Source organism: Gracilibacillus pellucidus (genome assembly GCF_033949965.1).
GTDB lineage: Bacteria > Bacillota > Bacilli > Bacillales > Amphibacillaceae > Gracilibacillus > Gracilibacillus pellucidus.
The window spans coordinates 332,470-350,393 of record NZ_JAWZSR010000004.1 but is presented as its reverse complement, the minus strand read 5'-3'; the positions used below and the strand labels follow the sequence as shown (position 1 = coordinate 350,393).

Below are 17,924 nucleotides of genomic sequence, written 5' to 3'. Positions count from 1 at the left end.
TTATTTTGTTTGTTCCCAGTGTTCTTCAATAAATTGGTCTCTACCTGATTTTTCGCGATCCTCTAAGTACTCATCTTCATTCTTTTTATAAAAGTCTTGATGATATTCCTCTGCAGGATAGAAAGTGGTAGCAGGCAAGATTTGTGTCACAATCTCTTTCTTGAAACGACCTGAATCTGCTACTTTCTTTAATGAATCAAGCGCTAATTGCTTTTGCTCATCATTATGGTAGAAGATCGCTGTTCGGTATTGTGAACCTCGATCATGGAATTGACCACCATCATCTGTTGGGTCAATTTGTGGCCAGTATAAATCTAATATTTGTTGATAAGAAATTTTTTCCGGCTCATACGTAATTTCTACTGATTCAAAATGACCTGTCGTACCAGTTTTTACTTCCTCGTAAATTGGATTTTCTGTGTTTCCGCCTGTATAACCAGAAATGACACTTTCAACACCATCCCATTGGTCGAACGGCTTAACCATACACCAGAAACAACCTCCTGCAAATGTTGCTTTTTCAAATTTTTTCATTAGATTTGTTTCTCCTTTATGTTGCAAATTCCTCTTGTAGCATTTAATATACAAGTTATGTGTAAAGAAGTAAATCAATTTAACTTAGAGGGTGTAAATATGACAAATAGATCACATGTCCTTATCGTTGACGGTATGGCATTATTATTTAGAGGTTTTTTCGCAACCGCCTTTACAGGTAAGTTTATGGAAAATAGTAAAGGAATACCTCGTAACGGATTGTTCGGATTTCTAAACTATTTTACGAATGCGGTTGAAACATTTGAACCAACACACGTCATTTGTTGTTGGGATATGGGAAGTAAAACGTTCCGGAATGACATGTATGATGGATACAAATCAAATCGTGATGCTCCGCCAGAACAACTTGTTCCGCAATTTGATTTAGCAAAAGAAATCGTTACTGCGTTCCAAGTACCGAATGTTGGTGTGACAGGTTATGAAGCAGATGATTGCATTGGTACATTAGCAAGAGAATTACATGAAGATCATGAAGTAACAGTCGTAACAGGTGATCAAGACTTATTACAACTAGTAGACGATAACATTAATATTGCCATTATGAAAAAAGGTCAAGGTAATTATGATGTATTTAATTCAGATAATTTCTATGAAAAGAAAGGTTTAACGCCTAAGCAAATTATCGATCTAAAAGGCTTGATGGGAGATTCAGCAGATAACTACCCAGGTGTAAAAGGTGTAGGCGAGAAAACAGCCTTAAAATTACTGATGCAATATGAAACAATTGATAATATGTTAGCAGATAAAGAGAATCTAACAAAAGGTATGCAGAAAAAGTTGGATCAGTATGCTGAAGATTTAGACATATCTCGCAAGCTAGCTGCTATCTACACAGAAGTGCCACTTACATTCTCAATCGATACAGCTGAGTGGAATAAAGATTTTACTACAATAAAATCTTATTTAATCGATGAATTAGAATTTACCCATCCAGATAGATGGTTAGCTAAATTAGCTGAAGAAATAACTGATTGAGCGAGTTCACTTGGTTCGGTAACTATCATTAGAAACACCGTATAAGGATAAGAAGCAATTCCTTCAACATATGATGAAGGGGTTGCTTTTTTAGGTGCTTCGAGAGATACGGGTAAACTTTAGGATATAATCACCTAACTGGGAAGAACAGTTAGTCAAACACTAGAAAACTTATTTTCTCCTACCTCGCTTGGTTATAGTGTGTTAATATGGATTTTAATTGGAAATCACTACAAAGATTGGGGTGTAAAAACATGAGCAAAAAATACCTTCTGTTAATATTTTTGAGTATGATTGTATTTATAACTGCTTGTAACGATAACGAACTTCAATATGATCAGCCTGAAAGTCAGAATGATGAGTCTGAGTTAGATCGATTATTTCATCTGTATCCGGAAATAGAAAAAGAATATAATCAGATACCAGAGGAAATTAAAGAAGAAATAGTGGTGCCTAGTTTAGAAAATATTCCCTTTGAGGTTGAAGAAATATCTCTTACATATAAAGAGAGTGGAGATCAAAACTTACCTAGTGCTCGATTAAGTTATATGGGAAATAGTAATTATGTAAGCGTGAATGTATGGAAATATCCGGAGGAAAAAACTACCTTTCGCAAAATGCATCCTATTATGTTAAAACAGAATATGCATGCTTATTATAGAGATGAAGGGTTAGACAAGTTAGTACAATGGGAAAACCCCACTAAGAAGGACTTACTACACCATGTAGTTTTAACAAAGTACGGCGAGAATCAAGATAATGGATATGAATTCACCATAGATGAAGCGATAGATATAGCGAACTCTGCTCTTGATAATGGTGCGAATGAGTAACAGAGGTATAAGCAAATGATATTGTCTGCTTACGAACCATTCGTACAGTTATGGAAGATGTGAAAGGTAGTTACCTCCCACATCTCGATTCATCAAGCCTGTTGTATATTAGCAAAAAATTCTTTAATAAATTCATAGAATACTTGTTCAGAAGGTGCTAGTCGTCTGTTTTTGGGAATAATAATCCCCACTGTTCGTTCTAATTCAGGGTATTGAATACCAACTTTCGCTGTATAATGAGGATTCAACTCATTAAATGCACTCTCCGGCAATAAAGTAACACCGATACCTGCTGCAACCAAACCTTTGATTGCATCTAAGTCTTCCCCCTGAGACGAAATATTAGGTGTAAAACCAGCTTTTAAACAACCATCAATGACCAGTTGGTGTAAGATAAATCCTTCTGGAAATACCACAAATGTTTCATCATGCAACTCAGATAAGTCTACACTGCTTTTCCCTGAAAGTGGATGGGTTTTAGGTACTAATGCATAGAAGTTTTCTCTAAATAATACATCACCTATTAAGTCTGGATGATCCATTGGTACAGGACCTAAAAAAGCTACATCTAGTTCACGATTTTTTACCGATTCAATCAAAAAATTATAAGAACCTTGTCTTAGTTGAAAACCGATTTTAGGGTGTTTTTTCTTAAACTCTGAAACAACTGTCGGCAACAGGTTACTAGCAATACTTGTTGGAAATCCGATTTTTATTGAACCTCTTTCTGGATCAATATATTCATCTACTTGTTTTTTGGCGTGATCGATTGCTTTTAATGCCGTTTTAGTATGAGTTAAAAATATTCGTCCTATATGGGTTAAACGAACATTTCTTCCTTCTCTCTCGAAAAGTTCCACACCGAGCTCATCCTCTAAATTTCCTATCTGTCTACTAATAGCAGACTGTGCTACGTGTAACTCTACAGCTGCCGCAGAGACATGCTCCCGTTCAGCTACTTCTACAAAATAACGCAATTGACGTAATTCCATATTTTCTCACCTCATTAATTTATATCAATAATAGAATGATATTATATTTATTATATATTGTTTCGATTAATAAGAAAACTTACAATAGAAACAGACACCTTAAAAATATATAGAATGGGGGACGACATATATGACATATCAAGATTTACCGAGTGCCCAAGGTTTATATAATCCAGATTTTGAATCTGATGCTTGTGGTATCGGTTTGTATGCGCATATAAAGGGGAAACAAACACACGAAATTGTAACGAAAGCATTAGATATGTTATGTAAATTAGAACACCGTGGTGGACAAGGGAGCGATCCACTTACTGGTGATGGCTCTGGCTTAATGGTACAGATCCCTGATCAATATTTTAGAAGAGTATGTAATGACTTTCAACTTCCATATGTCGGTCGATACGGCGTTGGGATGTTATTTTTATCGCAAGACGAGAACGAACAACAACAAGCGAAAGAAAAAATTAATCAATTAATCGAACAAGAAGGTCAAAAGTTGATCGGATGGAGAGACGTACCTACTGATTCCTCTCATATTGGTAAAGGTGCTGTGGAAACATTGCCAACTGTTCATCAAGTGTTTATTGAAGCAAATGATGAATTAACAGATGACCTATCTTTTGAGAGAAAATTATATATTATTCGTAAACAAGCAGAGAACTGGGCAAAAGAACAAGGGCTTCGTTTTTATTTCCCAAGTCTTTCAAATAGAACGATCGTGTATAAAGGGCTCTTAACACCTGACCAAGTAGATAAATTCTATATAGATTTACAACAAGAAGACTTTGTTTCTGCTTTTTCACTTGTACACTCTCGCTTTAGTACGAACACGTTCCCATCATGGGAAAGAGCACACCCAAATCGTTATTTAATTCATAATGGGGAAATCAATACGATGCGCGGTAATGTGAACTGGATGCGTGCTAGAGAGAAGCAATTTGTCTCAGAAGCATTCGGAGAAGATTTAGATAAGATTTTACCAATCATTAATGGTGGCGGTAGTGACTCAGCTACACTTGATAATGCACTAGAGTTCTTTACATTAGCTGGTCGTAAACCTGCACATGCAGCGATGATGTTAATACCTGAACCATGGGAGAAAAATCCTCACATGGACGAGAAGAAACGTGCCTTCTATCAATACCATAGTATGATGATGGAGCCTTGGGATGGTCCAACCTCTATTACATTCACAAATGGTAAACAAATCGGAGCCATTCTTGACCGTAATGGTCTACGTCCTGCGCGTTATTATGTTACAAAAGATGATTATATTATCTATTCTTCAGAAGTTGGTGTTATTGACTATGAAGAGGAAAATATTTTGTTAAAAGAACGTCTAAGTCCTGGCAAAATGTTGTTAATTGATATTGAAGAAGGACGTATTATTTCAGACAAAGAAATTAAAGAAGAATTTGCGAATGAGCATGCTTACCAAGATTGGTTAGAGGATCAAATCGTGCCATTAGCTGTGAATGCAGAGAATGACGACTATATAGATCCACAATTATTACAAAAACAAAAAGCATTCGGCTATACGACAGAAGACGTCGAAAAATATCTTTTACCATTATTAGAAGGTGGAAAAGACCCAATTGGTGCAATGGGTAATGATATGCCACTTGCTGTTTTATCAGAACGCCCGCAAAGCTTGTTTAATTACTTTAAACAATTGTTTGCTCAAGTAACTAATCCACCGATTGATGCTTATCGTGAGAAGTTAGTAACATCTATGTTGACATGGTTAGGTGCAGAGGGAGACATTCTTCATCCTGCTAAAACCAAAACAAGTAGAGTTCGCTTAGATTCACCGATATTATCGACAGCACAGCTAGATAAATTAGCGAATAACCATGTAGAAGGAATCCATTCTGCTGTAATTGAAACGTTATTTACAGACAATATGGAAGAAGCACTGCATCAAGTGTTCACACAAGCTAAGCAAGCAATTGAAGCAGGCAAGAACATTCTTATTCTAAGTGATAAAAATATGGATGGTAAGCAAAAGGCAATCCCTACATTACTTGCTGTAAGTGGATTACATCAGTATTTAGTACGCGCGGGAATCCGAACAAAAGCAAGCATTATTGCAGAGACTGGTGAAGCAAGAGAGGTACACCATTTTGCAACAATGTTAGGTTACGGTGTAGACGCTATTCATCCGTACCTTGTTTATCAAACATACTATGAGGCAATTTTAGATAATCGCTTAAAGATGACCTTAAAAGAAGCACAAGAGAAGTTTGTGGCGGTTGCAACAGAAGGTATTATCAAAGTTATGTCAAAAATCGGTATTTCTACGGTGCAAAGTTATCGAGGTGCACAAATCTTTGAAGCAGTCGGCATAAGTAAAAAAGTAATCGAAGAACATTTTACTGGTACATCATCACAGATTGACGGTATCGGATTAGATGTTATTCAAGAAGAAACGGAAAAACGTCACGTTGAAGGCTATAAAACAGCCATACAAGAATCACTTGAACCAGGTAGCGATTTCCAATGGCGTAAAGTCGGAGAGCATCATGCCTTTAATCCAACGACTATTTACACATTACAATGGGCGTGTCGCCGCGGAGATTACAAGCTGTTTAAGAAATTCTCTAAAACAGCAAATGAAGAACGTATTGGCTTTTTACGTAACTTGTTCGATTTTAAATCATCTAATTCTATTTCAATTGAGGAAGTAGAGCCGGTAGAATCAATCGTGAAAAGATTTAAAACAGGTGCGATGTCATTTGGTTCCATTAGTAAGGAAGCACATGAAGCACTTGCGATTGCAATGAACCGCTTAGGTGGTAAAAGTAATAGTGGTGAAGGTGGAGAAGACCCTGATCGCTTTTCGAGAGATGAAAATGGGGATTTGCGTTCAAGCGCGATTAAACAAGTAGCTTCTGGGCGTTTTGGTGCTAAGAGTAATTACTTAGTAAATGCGAAAGAAATTCAAATTAAAATGGCACAAGGTGCTAAACCTGGTGAAGGTGGACATTTACCTGGTATGAAAGTATATCCGTGGGTAGCAGAAGTTCGTGGCTCTACTCCTGGGGTAGACTTAATTTCACCTCCTCCACATCATGATATTTATTCAATTGAGGATTTAGCACAATTAATTCATGATTTAAAAAATGCCAATCGTGATGCAAGAATTAGTGTCAAATTAGTTGCTAAATCTGGTGTAGGTACAATTGCAGCAGGGGTGGCAAAAGGTAACGCAGATGTTATTTCTATTGTAGGCTATGATGGTGGTACAGGTGCATCGCCGAAAACAAGTATCAAACATGCGGGCTTACCATGGGAACTAGGTTTGGCAGAAGCACACCAAACATTAATGCTTAATGGTTTACGTGATAGAGTTATTTTAGAAACAGACGGAAAACTATTAACTGGTAAAGATGTTGTTATGGCTGCTTTATTAGGGGCTGAGGAGTACGGCTTTGCAACTGCTCCATTAGTAGTTATCGGTTGTGTCATGATGCGTGTTTGCCATAATGACAATTGTCCAGTAGGGGTTGCAACACAGAACCCAGAGTTACGTAAGAAATTTACTGGAAATCCTGATCACGTCGTTAATTATATGACCTTTATTGCCGAAGAAGTTCGTGAAATTATGGCTGAATTAGGTTTCCGTACAGTTGAAGAGATGATTGGTCGAACAGATATTTTGAAAACTTCAGAACGTGCTAAAGCACACTGGAAAGCAAAACATCTAGACTTAACGACATTGCTTCATCAGCCTGAAGGAACGCGAACGAATACGACAACACAAGACCATAAATTAGATAAATCACTAGACATCAAACACATTTTACCAATTGCGAAAGAAGCTATTGAGAGTGGAACGGCAATTGAGGCAGCATTCCCGATCAAAAATACGGATCGTGTTGTCGGAACAATTGTCGGAAGTGAAATTTCTAAGAAATACGGGGAAAGAGGTTTACCAGAAGATACAATCAACCTACATTTCACTGGTTCTGCTGGTCAAAGCTTTGGCGCCTTTATTCCTTCTGGTATGACGATGACTGTTACGGGTGACGCCAATGACTATGTTGGCAAAGGCTTGTCAGGAGGAAAAGTAATTGTTCGCACATCTGAACAATCAACTATTGACCCAGGTAATAACGTAATCGCTGGTAATGTATCCTTCTATGGCGCAACTAGTGGTGAAGCATATGTTCAAGGGTATGCTGGAGAACGTTTCGCTGTAAGAAATAGTGGAGCTAAAATTGTTGTGGAAGGTGTCGGTGACCATGGCTGTGAATATATGACTGGTGGCCGTGTTGTTATCCTTGGTAATGTAGGTAAGAACTTTGCTGCAGGTATGTCTGGTGGTATTGCCTATGTCAAACCAGATAATATCGAACAGTTTAAGCAACTATGTAATACAGAGTTAATTCAATTTGAACAATTAACAGATCAAACGGAAATAGAAGAGTTAAAAGAATTAATTATGAATCACCATGAATATACAAACAGTGATAAAGCCGCTGTCACATTGCAAAACTGGGATGAAGAAGTGCAGAAATTTGTTAAAGTAATCCCGACAGATTACAAATTAATGTTAAAACAAATGGATTGGTTCGAATCTCAAGGCTTATCAGTGGACGAAGCACGTTTAGAAGCATTTACGGCTAAGAAAGAAAATAAAATGACGGTTACATTAAATCCAGAAGAAGTATTCACTAAATAGAAAGGAGTCAGATAATATGGGGAAAGCAACAGGTTTTATGGAATTTGAAAGACAAACAGCAAATGAGCGTGATCCATTAGAGAGAATTAAAGATTGGAAAGAATATTCTGCTCCTTTCTCAGACGAGGTAGCAAAAACACAAGGAGCTCGCTGTATGGATTGTGGTACACCATTCTGTCATATTGGAATGGATATTGATGGGGCAACATCTGGTTGTCCTATCTACAACCTCATCCCAGAATGGAATGACTTAGTGTATAAAGGAAAATGGAGAGAAGCATTAGACCGTCTAATGAAAACAAATAATTTCCCGGAATTCACTGGGAGAGTTTGTCCTGCTCCATGTGAAGGTTCTTGTACAGTTGCGATCAATGATCCAGCCATTACGATTAAAAATATCGAACAAAAAATCATTGATAAAGGTTTTGAAGAGGGATGGATCGAGCCACGTATTCCTGCACATCGCACAGGTAAGAAAGTAGCGATTGTTGGATCAGGTCCTGCCGGTTTAGCTGCTGCTGATCAATTAAATCAAGCTGGTCATAGTGTAACAGTGTATGAACGTGCAGACCGTGCTGGTGGTTTATTAACATATGGTATTCCAAATATGAAATTGGATAAAGATGTTGTAGAGCGTCGTGTTCAATTACTTCGCCAAGAAGGTATTGAATTTGTTTTGAATACAGAAGTAGGGAAAGATATTTCTGCGGAAGAAATTAAATCAAACTATGATTCAGTTATCCTTTGTACTGGAGCGCAAAAACATCGTGATCTACCAATCGAAGGTCGTGAAGGTAAAGGTGTTCGCTTTGCAATGGATTATTTAACAAAATCAACACAAAAAGTGTTAGATGATAGTGTTGAAGTAGAAGAAGAATTAGATGCAAAAGGAAAAGATGTTATTGTTATCGGTGGTGGGGATACTGGAGCTGACTGTATTGCTACTGCACTTCGTCAAGGTGCAAATAGCATTGCGCAATTCGGTAAACACCCACAATTGCCATTGAAACGTTCTGATAATAATCAATGGCCAGCATACCCACAAGTATTTAGCTTAGAATATGCACATAAAGAAGCGAAAGAATATTATGGAGAAGATATCCGTCAGTATTCTATTCAAACGAAAAAATTTGTAACAGATGAAAATGGTGCCTTAAAAGAGCTACACACTGTCGAAATGAAAAAAACACGTGACGAAAACGGCATGTTCGTTTACGAAGAAGTTCCAGGAACAGAAAAAGTATGGCCAGCACAATTAGTATTAATTGCGATTGGTTTTGAAGGAGCAGAAGAACCTGTTTTAAACGCTTTTGACGTCAAAACAGAACGTAATCGTGTAGCAGCAGCATATGGTGATTTCCGTACGAATGTTGATCATGTATTCGCAGCAGGAGATGCTCGCCGTGGTCAAAGTCTTATTGTATGGGCAATTAATGAAGGACGAGAAGTTGCCTGCCATGTTGATGAATATTTAATGGGTGAAACAGCCTTACCATCTGTAGCAAACTTATAAAATGTTAGCAAAACCTACGCTTTGTCGTAGGTTTTGCTATATCTATATAGAAAGTAGGAGAATCATTCGTTCTATGTATGTTTTAATAAGGGAAATTGATGGGTTCGTAATCTAATTAGGTCCCATGAGGAAATAAGCCCTAATGGTGGCTCATCAGCTGTTCCCTTATCCGTAATAATGATCGCTTCTATTTTTTGATCATTAACAATGGATTCTTTAAATAGCGCTTCTACTTCTATTACGGTAGCGCTTTTTGCAACAACCTTCATATGACTTTGCTCTTCAAAAACGAACAATTCATGAATGGGTTGTTGTTGATCAATTGGGATTTCCTGAAGCTTTGAAGCTAGTACATCTACAATATCACTATCTGTTAAAAGTCCGATCAATGTATTGTCTTGGTAAATAGGATATTGCGAATAATGGGTTCTTTTGATACATTCCATTAGTTTTTCCATCGATGAATTTACATGAAAGAACTCTACAGGTTGAGAAGCAATCGATAATGCGGTAGGAGGCTGAACGAATAATTCGGTCAATTGTTCTAATTCCTTTACTACATCCTCATGTGGTTCCGCAATATAAAATTCTTCTTTAATCTTGCGATGAACGATTGCATTTCGTAGTTTACTACATTGTTTTAACAGGTCATAATATTGCTGGACAACAAGATGCTCTTGTCTCGCTTTTGACAATACTTCTGTAAAAGAAGCATGATTATTTTGCTCATGGACAAGATCACATAATTTGTCATGTATTTGATTAAATGCGGCTTCAAATCGTTCAGAAAGTTCATAATTCATGATAAATCCCCTTAGTTATTAGAATATTTTTAAAATTAACTATTGTCATTATTAGCTATTTAGTAATAAAATATAGATTATAGGTTATTTTACCGAAAAAGTTTTGAATTCATTCAACAAGGAGTCTTTTTTATGTCAGAGAACAAAATCACGTACATCAAGAACGAAAATGTAAAAGAAAAACCAGCATCTGATCAATTATCATTCGGAAAATATTTTACTGATCATATGTTTATTCAAGATTATACACCAGATAAAGGTTGGCACAATGCTCGTATTAAGCCATATGAACCACTTATCCTTGATCCGGCTGCTATTGTCTTTCACTACGGTCAAACGGTTTTTGAAGGATTAAAAGCATACCGAACAGAGGATAATACGATTCAGTTATTCCGTCCAGATAAAAATATGGAACGTTTAAATCATTCTAATGATAGATTATGTATCCCACAAATTGACGAAGAGTTTGCGATTGATGCAATCAAGCAATTAGTGGAAATCGATCAAGATTGGGTACCAAATGCACCTGGTACATCCCTTTATATTAGACCGTTTATCATTTCGACAGAGCCATACTTAGGTGTTGCTCCATCTGCAAATTATCAATTTATCGTTATTTTATCACCAGTAGGTGCTTACTATGCTGAAGGTATTAATCCGGTGAAAATCGCCGTAGAAAACCAATTTGTTCGTGCGGTAAAAGGTGGTACTGGTGAAGCGAAAACAGCTGGTAACTATGCTTCAAGCTTGAAAGCGCAAGAGCAGGTGGCGAGTGAAGGCTATGCACAAGTATTATGGTTAGATGGTGTAGAGAAGAAATATATTGAAGAAGTAGGTAGTATGAACGTATTCTTCAAAGTAAACGGAGAAGTTATTACACCAGAGTTAAATGGTAGTATCTTAGAAGGTGTGACAAGAAACTCTGTTATTGAACTGTTGAAATCTTGGGATATTCCTGTGACAGAACGTAAAATTACGATGCAAGAGCTAAATGATCACTATGAAAAAGGTGAATTAGAAGAAGCGTTCGGCTCAGGAACAGCTGCCGTGATTTCACCTGTTGGAGAGCTTGCTTGGGAAGGTAAGAAAATGGTGATCAACAATGGTGATACAGGTGAAATAGCTAAACGCCTATATGATGTCTTAACTGGTATTCAATATGGGAAAGAAAACGATCCATTCGATTGGCTAGTAAAAGTTAAATAATTCTACTTGAGATTTTTAACGCCTTTCATTATAATACAAATAGAATAAAGAAAAGTAATGAATAGAGCCAGTAATTAGCAAGACGGTGACAAGAGAATGGAATTCATAGGCTGAAAGATTCCTCCACCCACTCTACTAATGAACCTACTCTATGAACTGTTAAGCATAAACTTAATCGTTACTCTGCGTTAAAGAGTGAAGGGGAGCATGTAGCTAATACTATATGTTCAACTAAAGGTGGTACCGCGGAAACTCTTTTCGTCCTTTTTGCTTAGGATGGAAAGAGTTTTTTTATGTAAGGTTGCTTGAGGAAGAATTATTTAAGATAAAGGCGTGAATGTAATGGCTAAAAAGCGAATTGTAGTGAAAATCGGTAGTAGTTCGTTAACAAACAAGAACGGTGGCCTTGACCTGATCAAATTGAAAGAGCATACTGCTGCGATCGCTGCACTAAAAAAGCAAAACTATGAAGTAATTTTAATTTCATCTGGTGCAGTATCTGCAGGGTTTTATGATTTAGGTTATCCGACTAGACCTGTTACTATTGCTGGTAAACAAGCTGCCGCTGCAGTAGGGCAAGGTCTGTTGATTCAAGCGTATACAGATGAATTTCGCACCTTTAATATGGTAACATCACAGCTTTTACTTACAAAAGATGTATTTAGCAATGAGACACAATACAGTAATGTGTATTCTACCTTAACAGAATTGTTAAAACGAGATGTTATACCAATAATTAATGAGAATGATACGGTTGCTATTGACGAATTGACGTTTGGTGACAATGATATGCTATCAGCGTTAGTTAGTGGACTCGTTCATGCTGATTTTTTAATTATGTTAACAGATATTAATGGTTTATATGATAAAAATCCGAACACAGACCCAACTGCGAAAAAATATGATCGACTAAAAAGTTTATCAAAAGAGATTCTGCAACAGACCAAACATGAATCCGGTTCGAAGTTTGGCACCGGCGGTATGAAATCGAAACTTTTAGCCGCAAAAACAGCATTATCACTTGGAGTTAAGGTGTTTGTTGGAACGGGTAAAGGGGAAGATAAACTGATCCGCATTATGCAGGATGATGGTGACGGTACGTATATTGGTGAAGACTCGACTAAAAGTTTACGAAAACAAAAACAATGGATTGCCTTTCACTCTGATATCTCGGGAAGCATACATGTAGATAAAGGAGCAAGTGAGGCCATTCTTTATCAAGGCAAAAGTCTATTGCCAGCAGGTGTTCAATCTGTAGAAGGGACATTTTCGATTGGTGAGGTCGTTGATATTGTATATAACGATTCCATTATCGCTAAAGGCCAAGTGAATTATGATGCAGAAGATATCATTAAATTTAAAGGAGAAGCGAGTCATATTGTAATGGAACAATCAGCTAATGAACGGCCCGAAGTGGTTCATCGTGATAGACTCGTATTATCGATAGAGGAGGCTTATAATTATGAGTGATTTATTGACAAAAGCAATGCTGGTTAAGGGGACGACGACAAGTCTTGCTACTAAAACAACCGAACAGAAGAATCATGCGTTACAATTGTTGTCGAAACAATTAAGGGAACAGAAACAATATATCATTACGGAGAATAGTCGAGATATTGAACAAGGACGACAAAATGGTTTGCATGAATCATTAATTGATCGACTTATCTTAGATGAGGCGAGAATTGATGACATGGCAGATGCACTATTGCAATTAACGGAATTAGAGGATCCGATCGGTAATATTATCGAAAAATGGACTCGTCCAAATGGCTTACAAATTCAAAAAGCACGCGTTCCAATAGGTGTAGTCGGTATGATATATGAAGCACGACCAAACGTAACGATTGATGCAGCAAGTCTCTGCTTGAAAACAGGGAATGCTGTGTTGTTACGAGGAAGCTCATCTGCTATTTATTCCAATACTGCTTTAGTAAAAGTTATTCATGATGCACTAGCACAATCGGATTTACCAAAGGATGCCGTTCAGCTAGTAGAGGACACAAGTCGTGAAACAGCTTCAGAAATGTTTAAACTTAATCAGTATTTAGATGTTTTAATTCCACGCGGTGGCAAGAAATTAATTGATACAGTTGTTGCGAATGCTTCCGTTCCAGTACTAGAAACAGGTGCAGGTAATTGTCACTTATTCATCGATCAAACAGCTCAAAAGGAAATGGCAATAGAAATTGCAATTAATGCCAAGACCGATCGCCCTTCCGTATGTAATGCCATAGAAACCATATTAGTGGATCAACAATGGGCTGAACAACATGGTGAAGAATTAATCAAAGCACTACATGCAAATGAGGTAGAAATACATGGAGATAGTTATTTCACTTCTATGGATAGTAATGTGATCGAGGCAACGGAAGAAGATTATGAAACAGAGTATTTAGATTATACAGTAGCGATCAAAACCGTTCAATCTGTAACAGAAGCAATTAATCACATTAATAAATATGGTACACATCATTCCGAATCGATTATCACAGAGAATGATACGCTTGTTGTGCAATTTATGAATGAAGTAGATGCAGCAGCTGTTTATCATAATGCTTCAACAAGATTTACAGATGGATTTGAATTTGGTTTTGGGGCTGAAATTGGTATTAGTACACAAAAACTACATGCACGTGGACCTATGGGGCTTGAAGCATTAACATCTACTAAATATTTATTACACGGAAATGGTCAAATAAAATAAACTATTTTTCTTTAGACATAATTACGGTATAATAGAATTTGGAGAAACATATTTGGCAAATAAAGGAGTATGAAACATGGCAAACACATTAATTTTTGGACACAAGAATCCTGATACTGACACAATTTGTTCAGCGGTTGCGTACGCAGAGTTGAAGCAAGCACTTGGGGAAGATGTGGAGGCAGTTCGATTAGGTGAAGTGAATAATGAAACACAATATGCATTAGATCATTTCAATCAATCAGCACCACGTATGGTAGAAAACGTATCTGATGAAGTGGATCAAGTTATTTTAGTTGACCACAACGAACGTCAACAAAGTGCAGACGATATCGATCGCGTTCAAGTATTAGAAGTAATCGATCATCACCGTATTGCGAACTTTGAAACGAAAGATCCTGTCTACTATCGCGCTGAACCAGTTGGATGTACAGCTACTATCTTGAACAAATTATACAAAGAGAATGGTGTAGAAGTGAAAAAAGAAACAGCTGGTCTTATGTTATCAGCAATCATTTCTGATTCGTTATTATTCAAATCACCTACATGTACAGATCAAGATGTTGCAGCAGCGAAAGAACTAGCAGAGATCGCTGGTGTAGACGCTGAACAATATGGTTTAGACATGTTAAAAGCTGGTGCTGACCTAAGCGATAAGTCAGCAGAAGAACTTATTTCTTTAGATGCTAAAGAGTTCGATATGAATGGAAACAAAGTAGAAATTGCTCAAGTAAATACAGTAGAAGTGGATGATGTACTTGCACTACGTGACCAATTAGAGCCAGCAATCGAAAAAACAGTTGCTGATAAAGGACTAAAATTATTTGTACTCGTTATTACAGATATTCTAAATAATGATTCTGTTGCTCTTGCAATTGGTGAAGCAGAGCAAAAAGTAGCGGAAGCTTTTGATGTAACACTTGAAAATAAAACAGCTACACTAAAAGGTGTTGTATCACGTAAGAAGCAAGTAGTTCCAAACTTACAAAACGTATTTTAAGAGATTCCACAGAGATGTCAGACATTAATTGTTTGGCATCTTTTTTACTTTATAGTAAAGGAGCGGAATTGAATGAGAATAGACTTATTTACGAGCATTCGAACGAATAACTTTAATGATGAGCAAATGATGGAGAAGATCCAAGATATGTGGAAGCAAGCATCTACTCATTTTGAAGGCAAAAAAGAAATCGTTTACGGTGTGTACTATGATTATGAAAGTGACTTTACAGGAGATTATTCATTAGGTGTTGGAATAGAGAATGAGGAAGGGAGCGTTGTAATATCCAATCCAACAAACTATCAAATCTTTAAAGTCGATACTTCTGATGATGGCATAATAAAAACATGGCAAAAGATTTGGGAGTTAGAGAAATCTAGTGAGCTAGAACGTAGCTATACGATAGACTATGAAAAATACCTGCCGAATGGTGATGTTGAAATACATATTGCCTGCTCGGAATAACTTTTCATCGTACAACATCTATAAAATATTATTAGTAAAAATGGTTATAAGCCTTGTTATGATAGTATTTATGAACGATTCATTATCAAAACGTGTCGCTCTCAGGCGAAATAAAGAAACTTAGGTGGGCCATCACTAGGCTAAGTTGTCTTAAAATCGCCTGTAGAAGCAGACTATTTCTGCTATAATGAACCCATTTTTATACCATTTAACCGCATATAATTGTTATTATACGCGGTTATGATATAATAGAGTAAATGTGATTCTATTTTTAAAGGGGTTAGGCTATTGTTTTCAACGAAAGAACAACATTCCAATATAGAGCAACAACTTTATGATTACTATGAAGAAGAACTAGATATTTTGCAAACATATTTAGAGGATTTAGGATATTCAGATTTTACGATAAGATCCTATACATATGATATTAAACTTTTCCTCGCTTACTTATATGAAAAGCAGGCAGCGTTTGTTGATGTAGAGACAGTATCCAAACGAGAAATTTCTTCCTTTCTTCGTAAACAACATCGAAATAAAGCGAAGTCAACTCGTAATAGACGGTTAATGTCGCTTCGTACTTTTTATAAATCGCTTATCAAAGCAGAAATACTTGATTATAATCCTGCGCAAGATATTGAGATGGCTAAACAAGAAAATGGTCGACTACCTGTGTATTTAAGTGACGATGAGTTAGATCATTTCCTTGCTTCCATTGCTCCTAACGAGGATTATATTCGTAATAAATGTATGTTGATGTTAATGAGTCTAACTGGTTTACGTGTCATCGAAGTGCATAATCTCAATACGCAGGATATTATTCGTGATTCGAATGAGCCTGGCATTGAAGTGTTAGGAAAAGGGAATAAAACACGTTATATACCATTACCTATTCCGTTGTATCAATTGCTTTTAGAATATGAAAAGATGTACAGACCAAAGGTAAGTAATAGTAATGCTTTTTTCCTTTCCAAACGGGGAAAAAGAATATCAAGACGAAGAATCCAAGAGATAACAACAGAGACGTTTGATCGACTTAAAGAACGAAAGGAGTTTGCCTACTTAAGTCAGAAAAAATTATCAGCACATAAATTGCGACATACATTTGGAACCGGAATGGTTCGTGAAGGTGCTGATTTAGTCACCATTCAACAATTAATGGGTCATACAAACTTGAATACAACGCAAATATATACCCATGTTAATAATAAACAAAAACAAGAAGCCATGAATAATAAGGACGTATCACGCTTTTTTAACTAACTAATTAATAAGAAGAGGAAAAAACAATGATTATTACAACTGCCGGACGTGTAACAACAGATCTTATTCAATATGCGAACGAATTGTCCTTTATTTATCAAGTACCATATATAGAGAGAAAAAAACAATCTCTAAATCAACTGAAAAGTTTATATCAAGTTGATATTCTAGTTGTAGGAAAAGAAAAACTATTTCTTTCTCCTTTCAAAAGTTCGGACAAATTGTTCTTTCATCTAAATTTAGCGATGGTTAGGGCAAAAAGATTATTGAACAATAAAGAAGATGCTTTTGTTACCGCAGCTAACTTAGAAAAAGGCATGAGTGTATTGGACTGCACATTCGGTCTAGCCTCAGATAGTATTATTGCAAGCTTAGTAGTGGGAGAACAAGGTGTCGTTACTGGATTAGAAGCGAGTAAAGCGATATATATGCTAACAAGTGAAGGATTAAAACAGACAGATAGTTCCTATGATAGTATCAATGAAGCGATGCGAAGAATTAATGTTCAACATGCCCATCATTTATCGTACTTAACACAACAACCAACAAATGCTGTCGATGTTGTGTATTTTGATCCAATGTTCCAAGAAGCTATCGATACATCGAATGGTCTTAATCCGATTAGGCAACATGCCCTACACGAGGATTTAACTGCTGAAGCAATAGAGGAAGCAAAACGTGTTGCCAAACAACGTGTCGTTATAAAAGATTATTGGAAAAGTGAAAGATTTCAAGCTTTCGGATTTACACAATTAAAAAGAAAAACAGCCTTATTTCATTATGGCATCATAGATGTAAATTAATTGAAAGGTGCTTTGCTTTGAGCAGAGTACCTTTTATTATTAACAAAAAAACTGTTAGTGGGTTTGAATATGATAGCGTTTTCTTATATAATATGTATTAATTACGTGAAAGTCGAGAGGAGTGGAAC

14 protein-coding genes and 1 other annotated feature are annotated in these 17,924 nt (G+C 36.5%); of the genes, 11 read left to right on the top strand and 3 right to left on the bottom strand.

What is annotated here, in order from left to right:
- Entirely contained in the window at positions 1-534 is a 534-nt protein-coding gene (gene msrA / locus SH601_RS09615) for a peptide-methionine (S)-S-oxide reductase MsrA (protein WP_319958074.1), read from the bottom strand.
- 99 nt (positions 535-633) lie between these two features.
- Between msrA and SH601_RS09610 the strand changes: the two genes are divergently transcribed.
- Both SH601_RS09610 and SH601_RS09605 read left to right on the top strand, forming a co-directional pair.
- On the top strand, positions 634-1,530 hold the full coding sequence (locus tag SH601_RS09610) for a 5'-3' exonuclease (protein ID WP_319958073.1): 897 nt from the start codon (positions 634-636) through the stop codon (positions 1,528-1,530).
- A 254-nt stretch (positions 1,531-1,784) separates the two neighbouring features.
- The gene (locus SH601_RS09605; RefSeq protein ID WP_319958072.1) at positions 1,785-2,363 is read left to right on the top strand and encodes a hypothetical protein; all 579 of its coding nucleotides are present in this window, start codon (positions 1,785-1,787) and stop codon (positions 2,361-2,363) included.
- Positions 2,364-2,455: 92 nt separating this feature from the next.
- Here the strand turns inward: SH601_RS09605 and gltC are convergent, their stop codons facing one another.
- Positions 2,456-3,355 carry a glutamate biosynthesis transcriptional regulator GltC gene (gene gltC / locus SH601_RS09600; RefSeq protein WP_319958071.1) on the bottom strand — a complete coding sequence of 300 codons (900 nt, stop codon included), beginning with the start codon at positions 3,353-3,355 and terminating at the stop codon, positions 2,456-2,458.
- Positions 3,356-3,485: 130 nt separating this feature from the next.
- Between gltC and gltB the strand changes: the two genes are divergently transcribed.
- A complete protein-coding gene (gene gltB, locus SH601_RS09595) occupies positions 3,486-8,039 on the top strand; it encodes a glutamate synthase large subunit (RefSeq protein WP_319958070.1) in 4,554 nt (1,517 codons plus the stop codon).
- Positions 8,040-8,055: 16 nt separating this feature from the next.
- Positions 8,056-9,552, top strand: coding sequence for a glutamate synthase subunit beta (locus tag SH601_RS09590; protein ID WP_319958069.1), 1,497 nt, complete (start codon positions 8,056-8,058; stop codon positions 9,550-9,552).
- Between the two features lie 71 nt (positions 9,553-9,623).
- Here SH601_RS09590 and SH601_RS09585 read toward each other — a convergent pair whose 3' ends face one another.
- Entirely contained in the window at positions 9,624-10,355 is a 732-nt protein-coding gene (locus tag SH601_RS09585) for a CBS domain-containing protein (RefSeq protein ID WP_319958068.1), read from the bottom strand.
- A 132-nt stretch (positions 10,356-10,487) separates the two neighbouring features.
- On the opposite strand from SH601_RS09585, the gene SH601_RS09580 reads away from it, so the two are divergent.
- From SH601_RS09580 to SH601_RS09550, 7 genes are all read left to right on the top strand, one after another.
- Positions 10,488-11,561: a branched-chain amino acid aminotransferase gene (locus SH601_RS09580; RefSeq protein WP_319958067.1), complete on the top strand. Its 1,074-nt coding sequence runs from the start codon at positions 10,488-10,490 to the stop codon at positions 11,559-11,561.
- Positions 11,562-11,609: 48 nt separating this feature from the next.
- Positions 11,610-11,830: a binding site (T-box leader), on the top strand.
- Between the two features lie 73 nt (positions 11,831-11,903).
- A complete protein-coding gene (proB, locus tag SH601_RS09575; RefSeq protein WP_319958066.1) occupies positions 11,904-13,031 on the top strand; it encodes a glutamate 5-kinase in 1,128 nt (375 codons plus the stop codon).
- Positions 13,024-14,268: a glutamate-5-semialdehyde dehydrogenase gene (locus SH601_RS09570; RefSeq protein ID WP_319958065.1), complete on the top strand. Its 1,245-nt coding sequence runs from the start codon at positions 13,024-13,026 to the stop codon at positions 14,266-14,268. The genes proB and SH601_RS09570 overlap by 8 nt, the downstream gene beginning before the upstream one ends.
- Before the next feature lie 76 nt (positions 14,269-14,344).
- Positions 14,345-15,268: a manganese-dependent inorganic pyrophosphatase gene (locus SH601_RS09565; protein ID WP_319958064.1), complete on the top strand. Its 924-nt coding sequence runs from the start codon at positions 14,345-14,347 to the stop codon at positions 15,266-15,268.
- Positions 15,269-15,340: 72 nt separating this feature from the next.
- The gene (locus tag SH601_RS09560; RefSeq protein WP_319958063.1) at positions 15,341-15,733 is read left to right on the top strand and encodes a GyrI-like domain-containing protein; all 393 of its coding nucleotides are present in this window, start codon (positions 15,341-15,343) and stop codon (positions 15,731-15,733) included.
- Between the two features lie 288 nt (positions 15,734-16,021).
- A complete protein-coding gene (locus tag SH601_RS09555) occupies positions 16,022-16,993 on the top strand; it encodes a tyrosine-type recombinase/integrase (RefSeq protein ID WP_319958062.1) in 972 nt (323 codons plus the stop codon).
- Between the two features lie 26 nt (positions 16,994-17,019).
- A complete protein-coding gene (locus tag SH601_RS09550) occupies positions 17,020-17,796 on the top strand; it encodes a class I SAM-dependent methyltransferase (RefSeq protein WP_319958061.1) in 777 nt (258 codons plus the stop codon).
- Positions 17,797-17,924 lie beyond the last annotated feature (128 nt).

Excerpts from the sequence above, each read along its gene's own strand:
- SH601_RS09580 (WP_319958067.1), top strand. The coding sequence starts at position 10,488 with ATGTCAGAGAACAAAATCACGTACATCAAGAACGAAAATGTAAAAGAA.
- SH601_RS09590 (WP_319958069.1), top strand. The coding sequence starts at position 8,056 with ATGGGGAAAGCAACAGGTTTTATGGAATTTGAAAGACAAACAGCAAAT.
- gltB (WP_319958070.1), top strand. The coding sequence starts at position 3,486 with ATGACATATCAAGATTTACCGAGTGCCCAAGGTTTATATAATCCAGAT.
- gltC (WP_319958071.1), bottom strand. The coding sequence starts at position 3,355 with ATGGAATTACGTCAATTGCGTTATTTTGTAGAAGTAGCTGAACGGGAG.
- SH601_RS09565 (WP_319958064.1), top strand. The coding sequence starts at position 14,345 with ATGGCAAACACATTAATTTTTGGACACAAGAATCCTGATACTGACACA.
- proB (WP_319958066.1), top strand. The coding sequence starts at position 11,904 with ATGGCTAAAAAGCGAATTGTAGTGAAAATCGGTAGTAGTTCGTTAACA.
- SH601_RS09560 (WP_319958063.1), top strand. The coding sequence starts at position 15,341 with ATGAGAATAGACTTATTTACGAGCATTCGAACGAATAACTTTAATGAT.
- SH601_RS09610 (WP_319958073.1), top strand. The coding sequence starts at position 634 with ATGACAAATAGATCACATGTCCTTATCGTTGACGGTATGGCATTATTA.
- msrA (WP_319958074.1), bottom strand. The coding sequence starts at position 534 with ATGAAAAAATTTGAAAAAGCAACATTTGCAGGAGGTTGTTTCTGGTGT.
- SH601_RS09605 (WP_319958072.1), top strand. The coding sequence starts at position 1,785 with ATGAGCAAAAAATACCTTCTGTTAATATTTTTGAGTATGATTGTATTT.
- SH601_RS09550 (WP_319958061.1), top strand. The coding sequence starts at position 17,020 with ATGATTATTACAACTGCCGGACGTGTAACAACAGATCTTATTCAATAT.
- SH601_RS09585 (WP_319958068.1), bottom strand. The coding sequence starts at position 10,355 with ATGAATTATGAACTTTCTGAACGATTTGAAGCCGCATTTAATCAAATA.
- SH601_RS09570 (WP_319958065.1), top strand. The coding sequence starts at position 13,024 with ATGAGTGATTTATTGACAAAAGCAATGCTGGTTAAGGGGACGACGACA.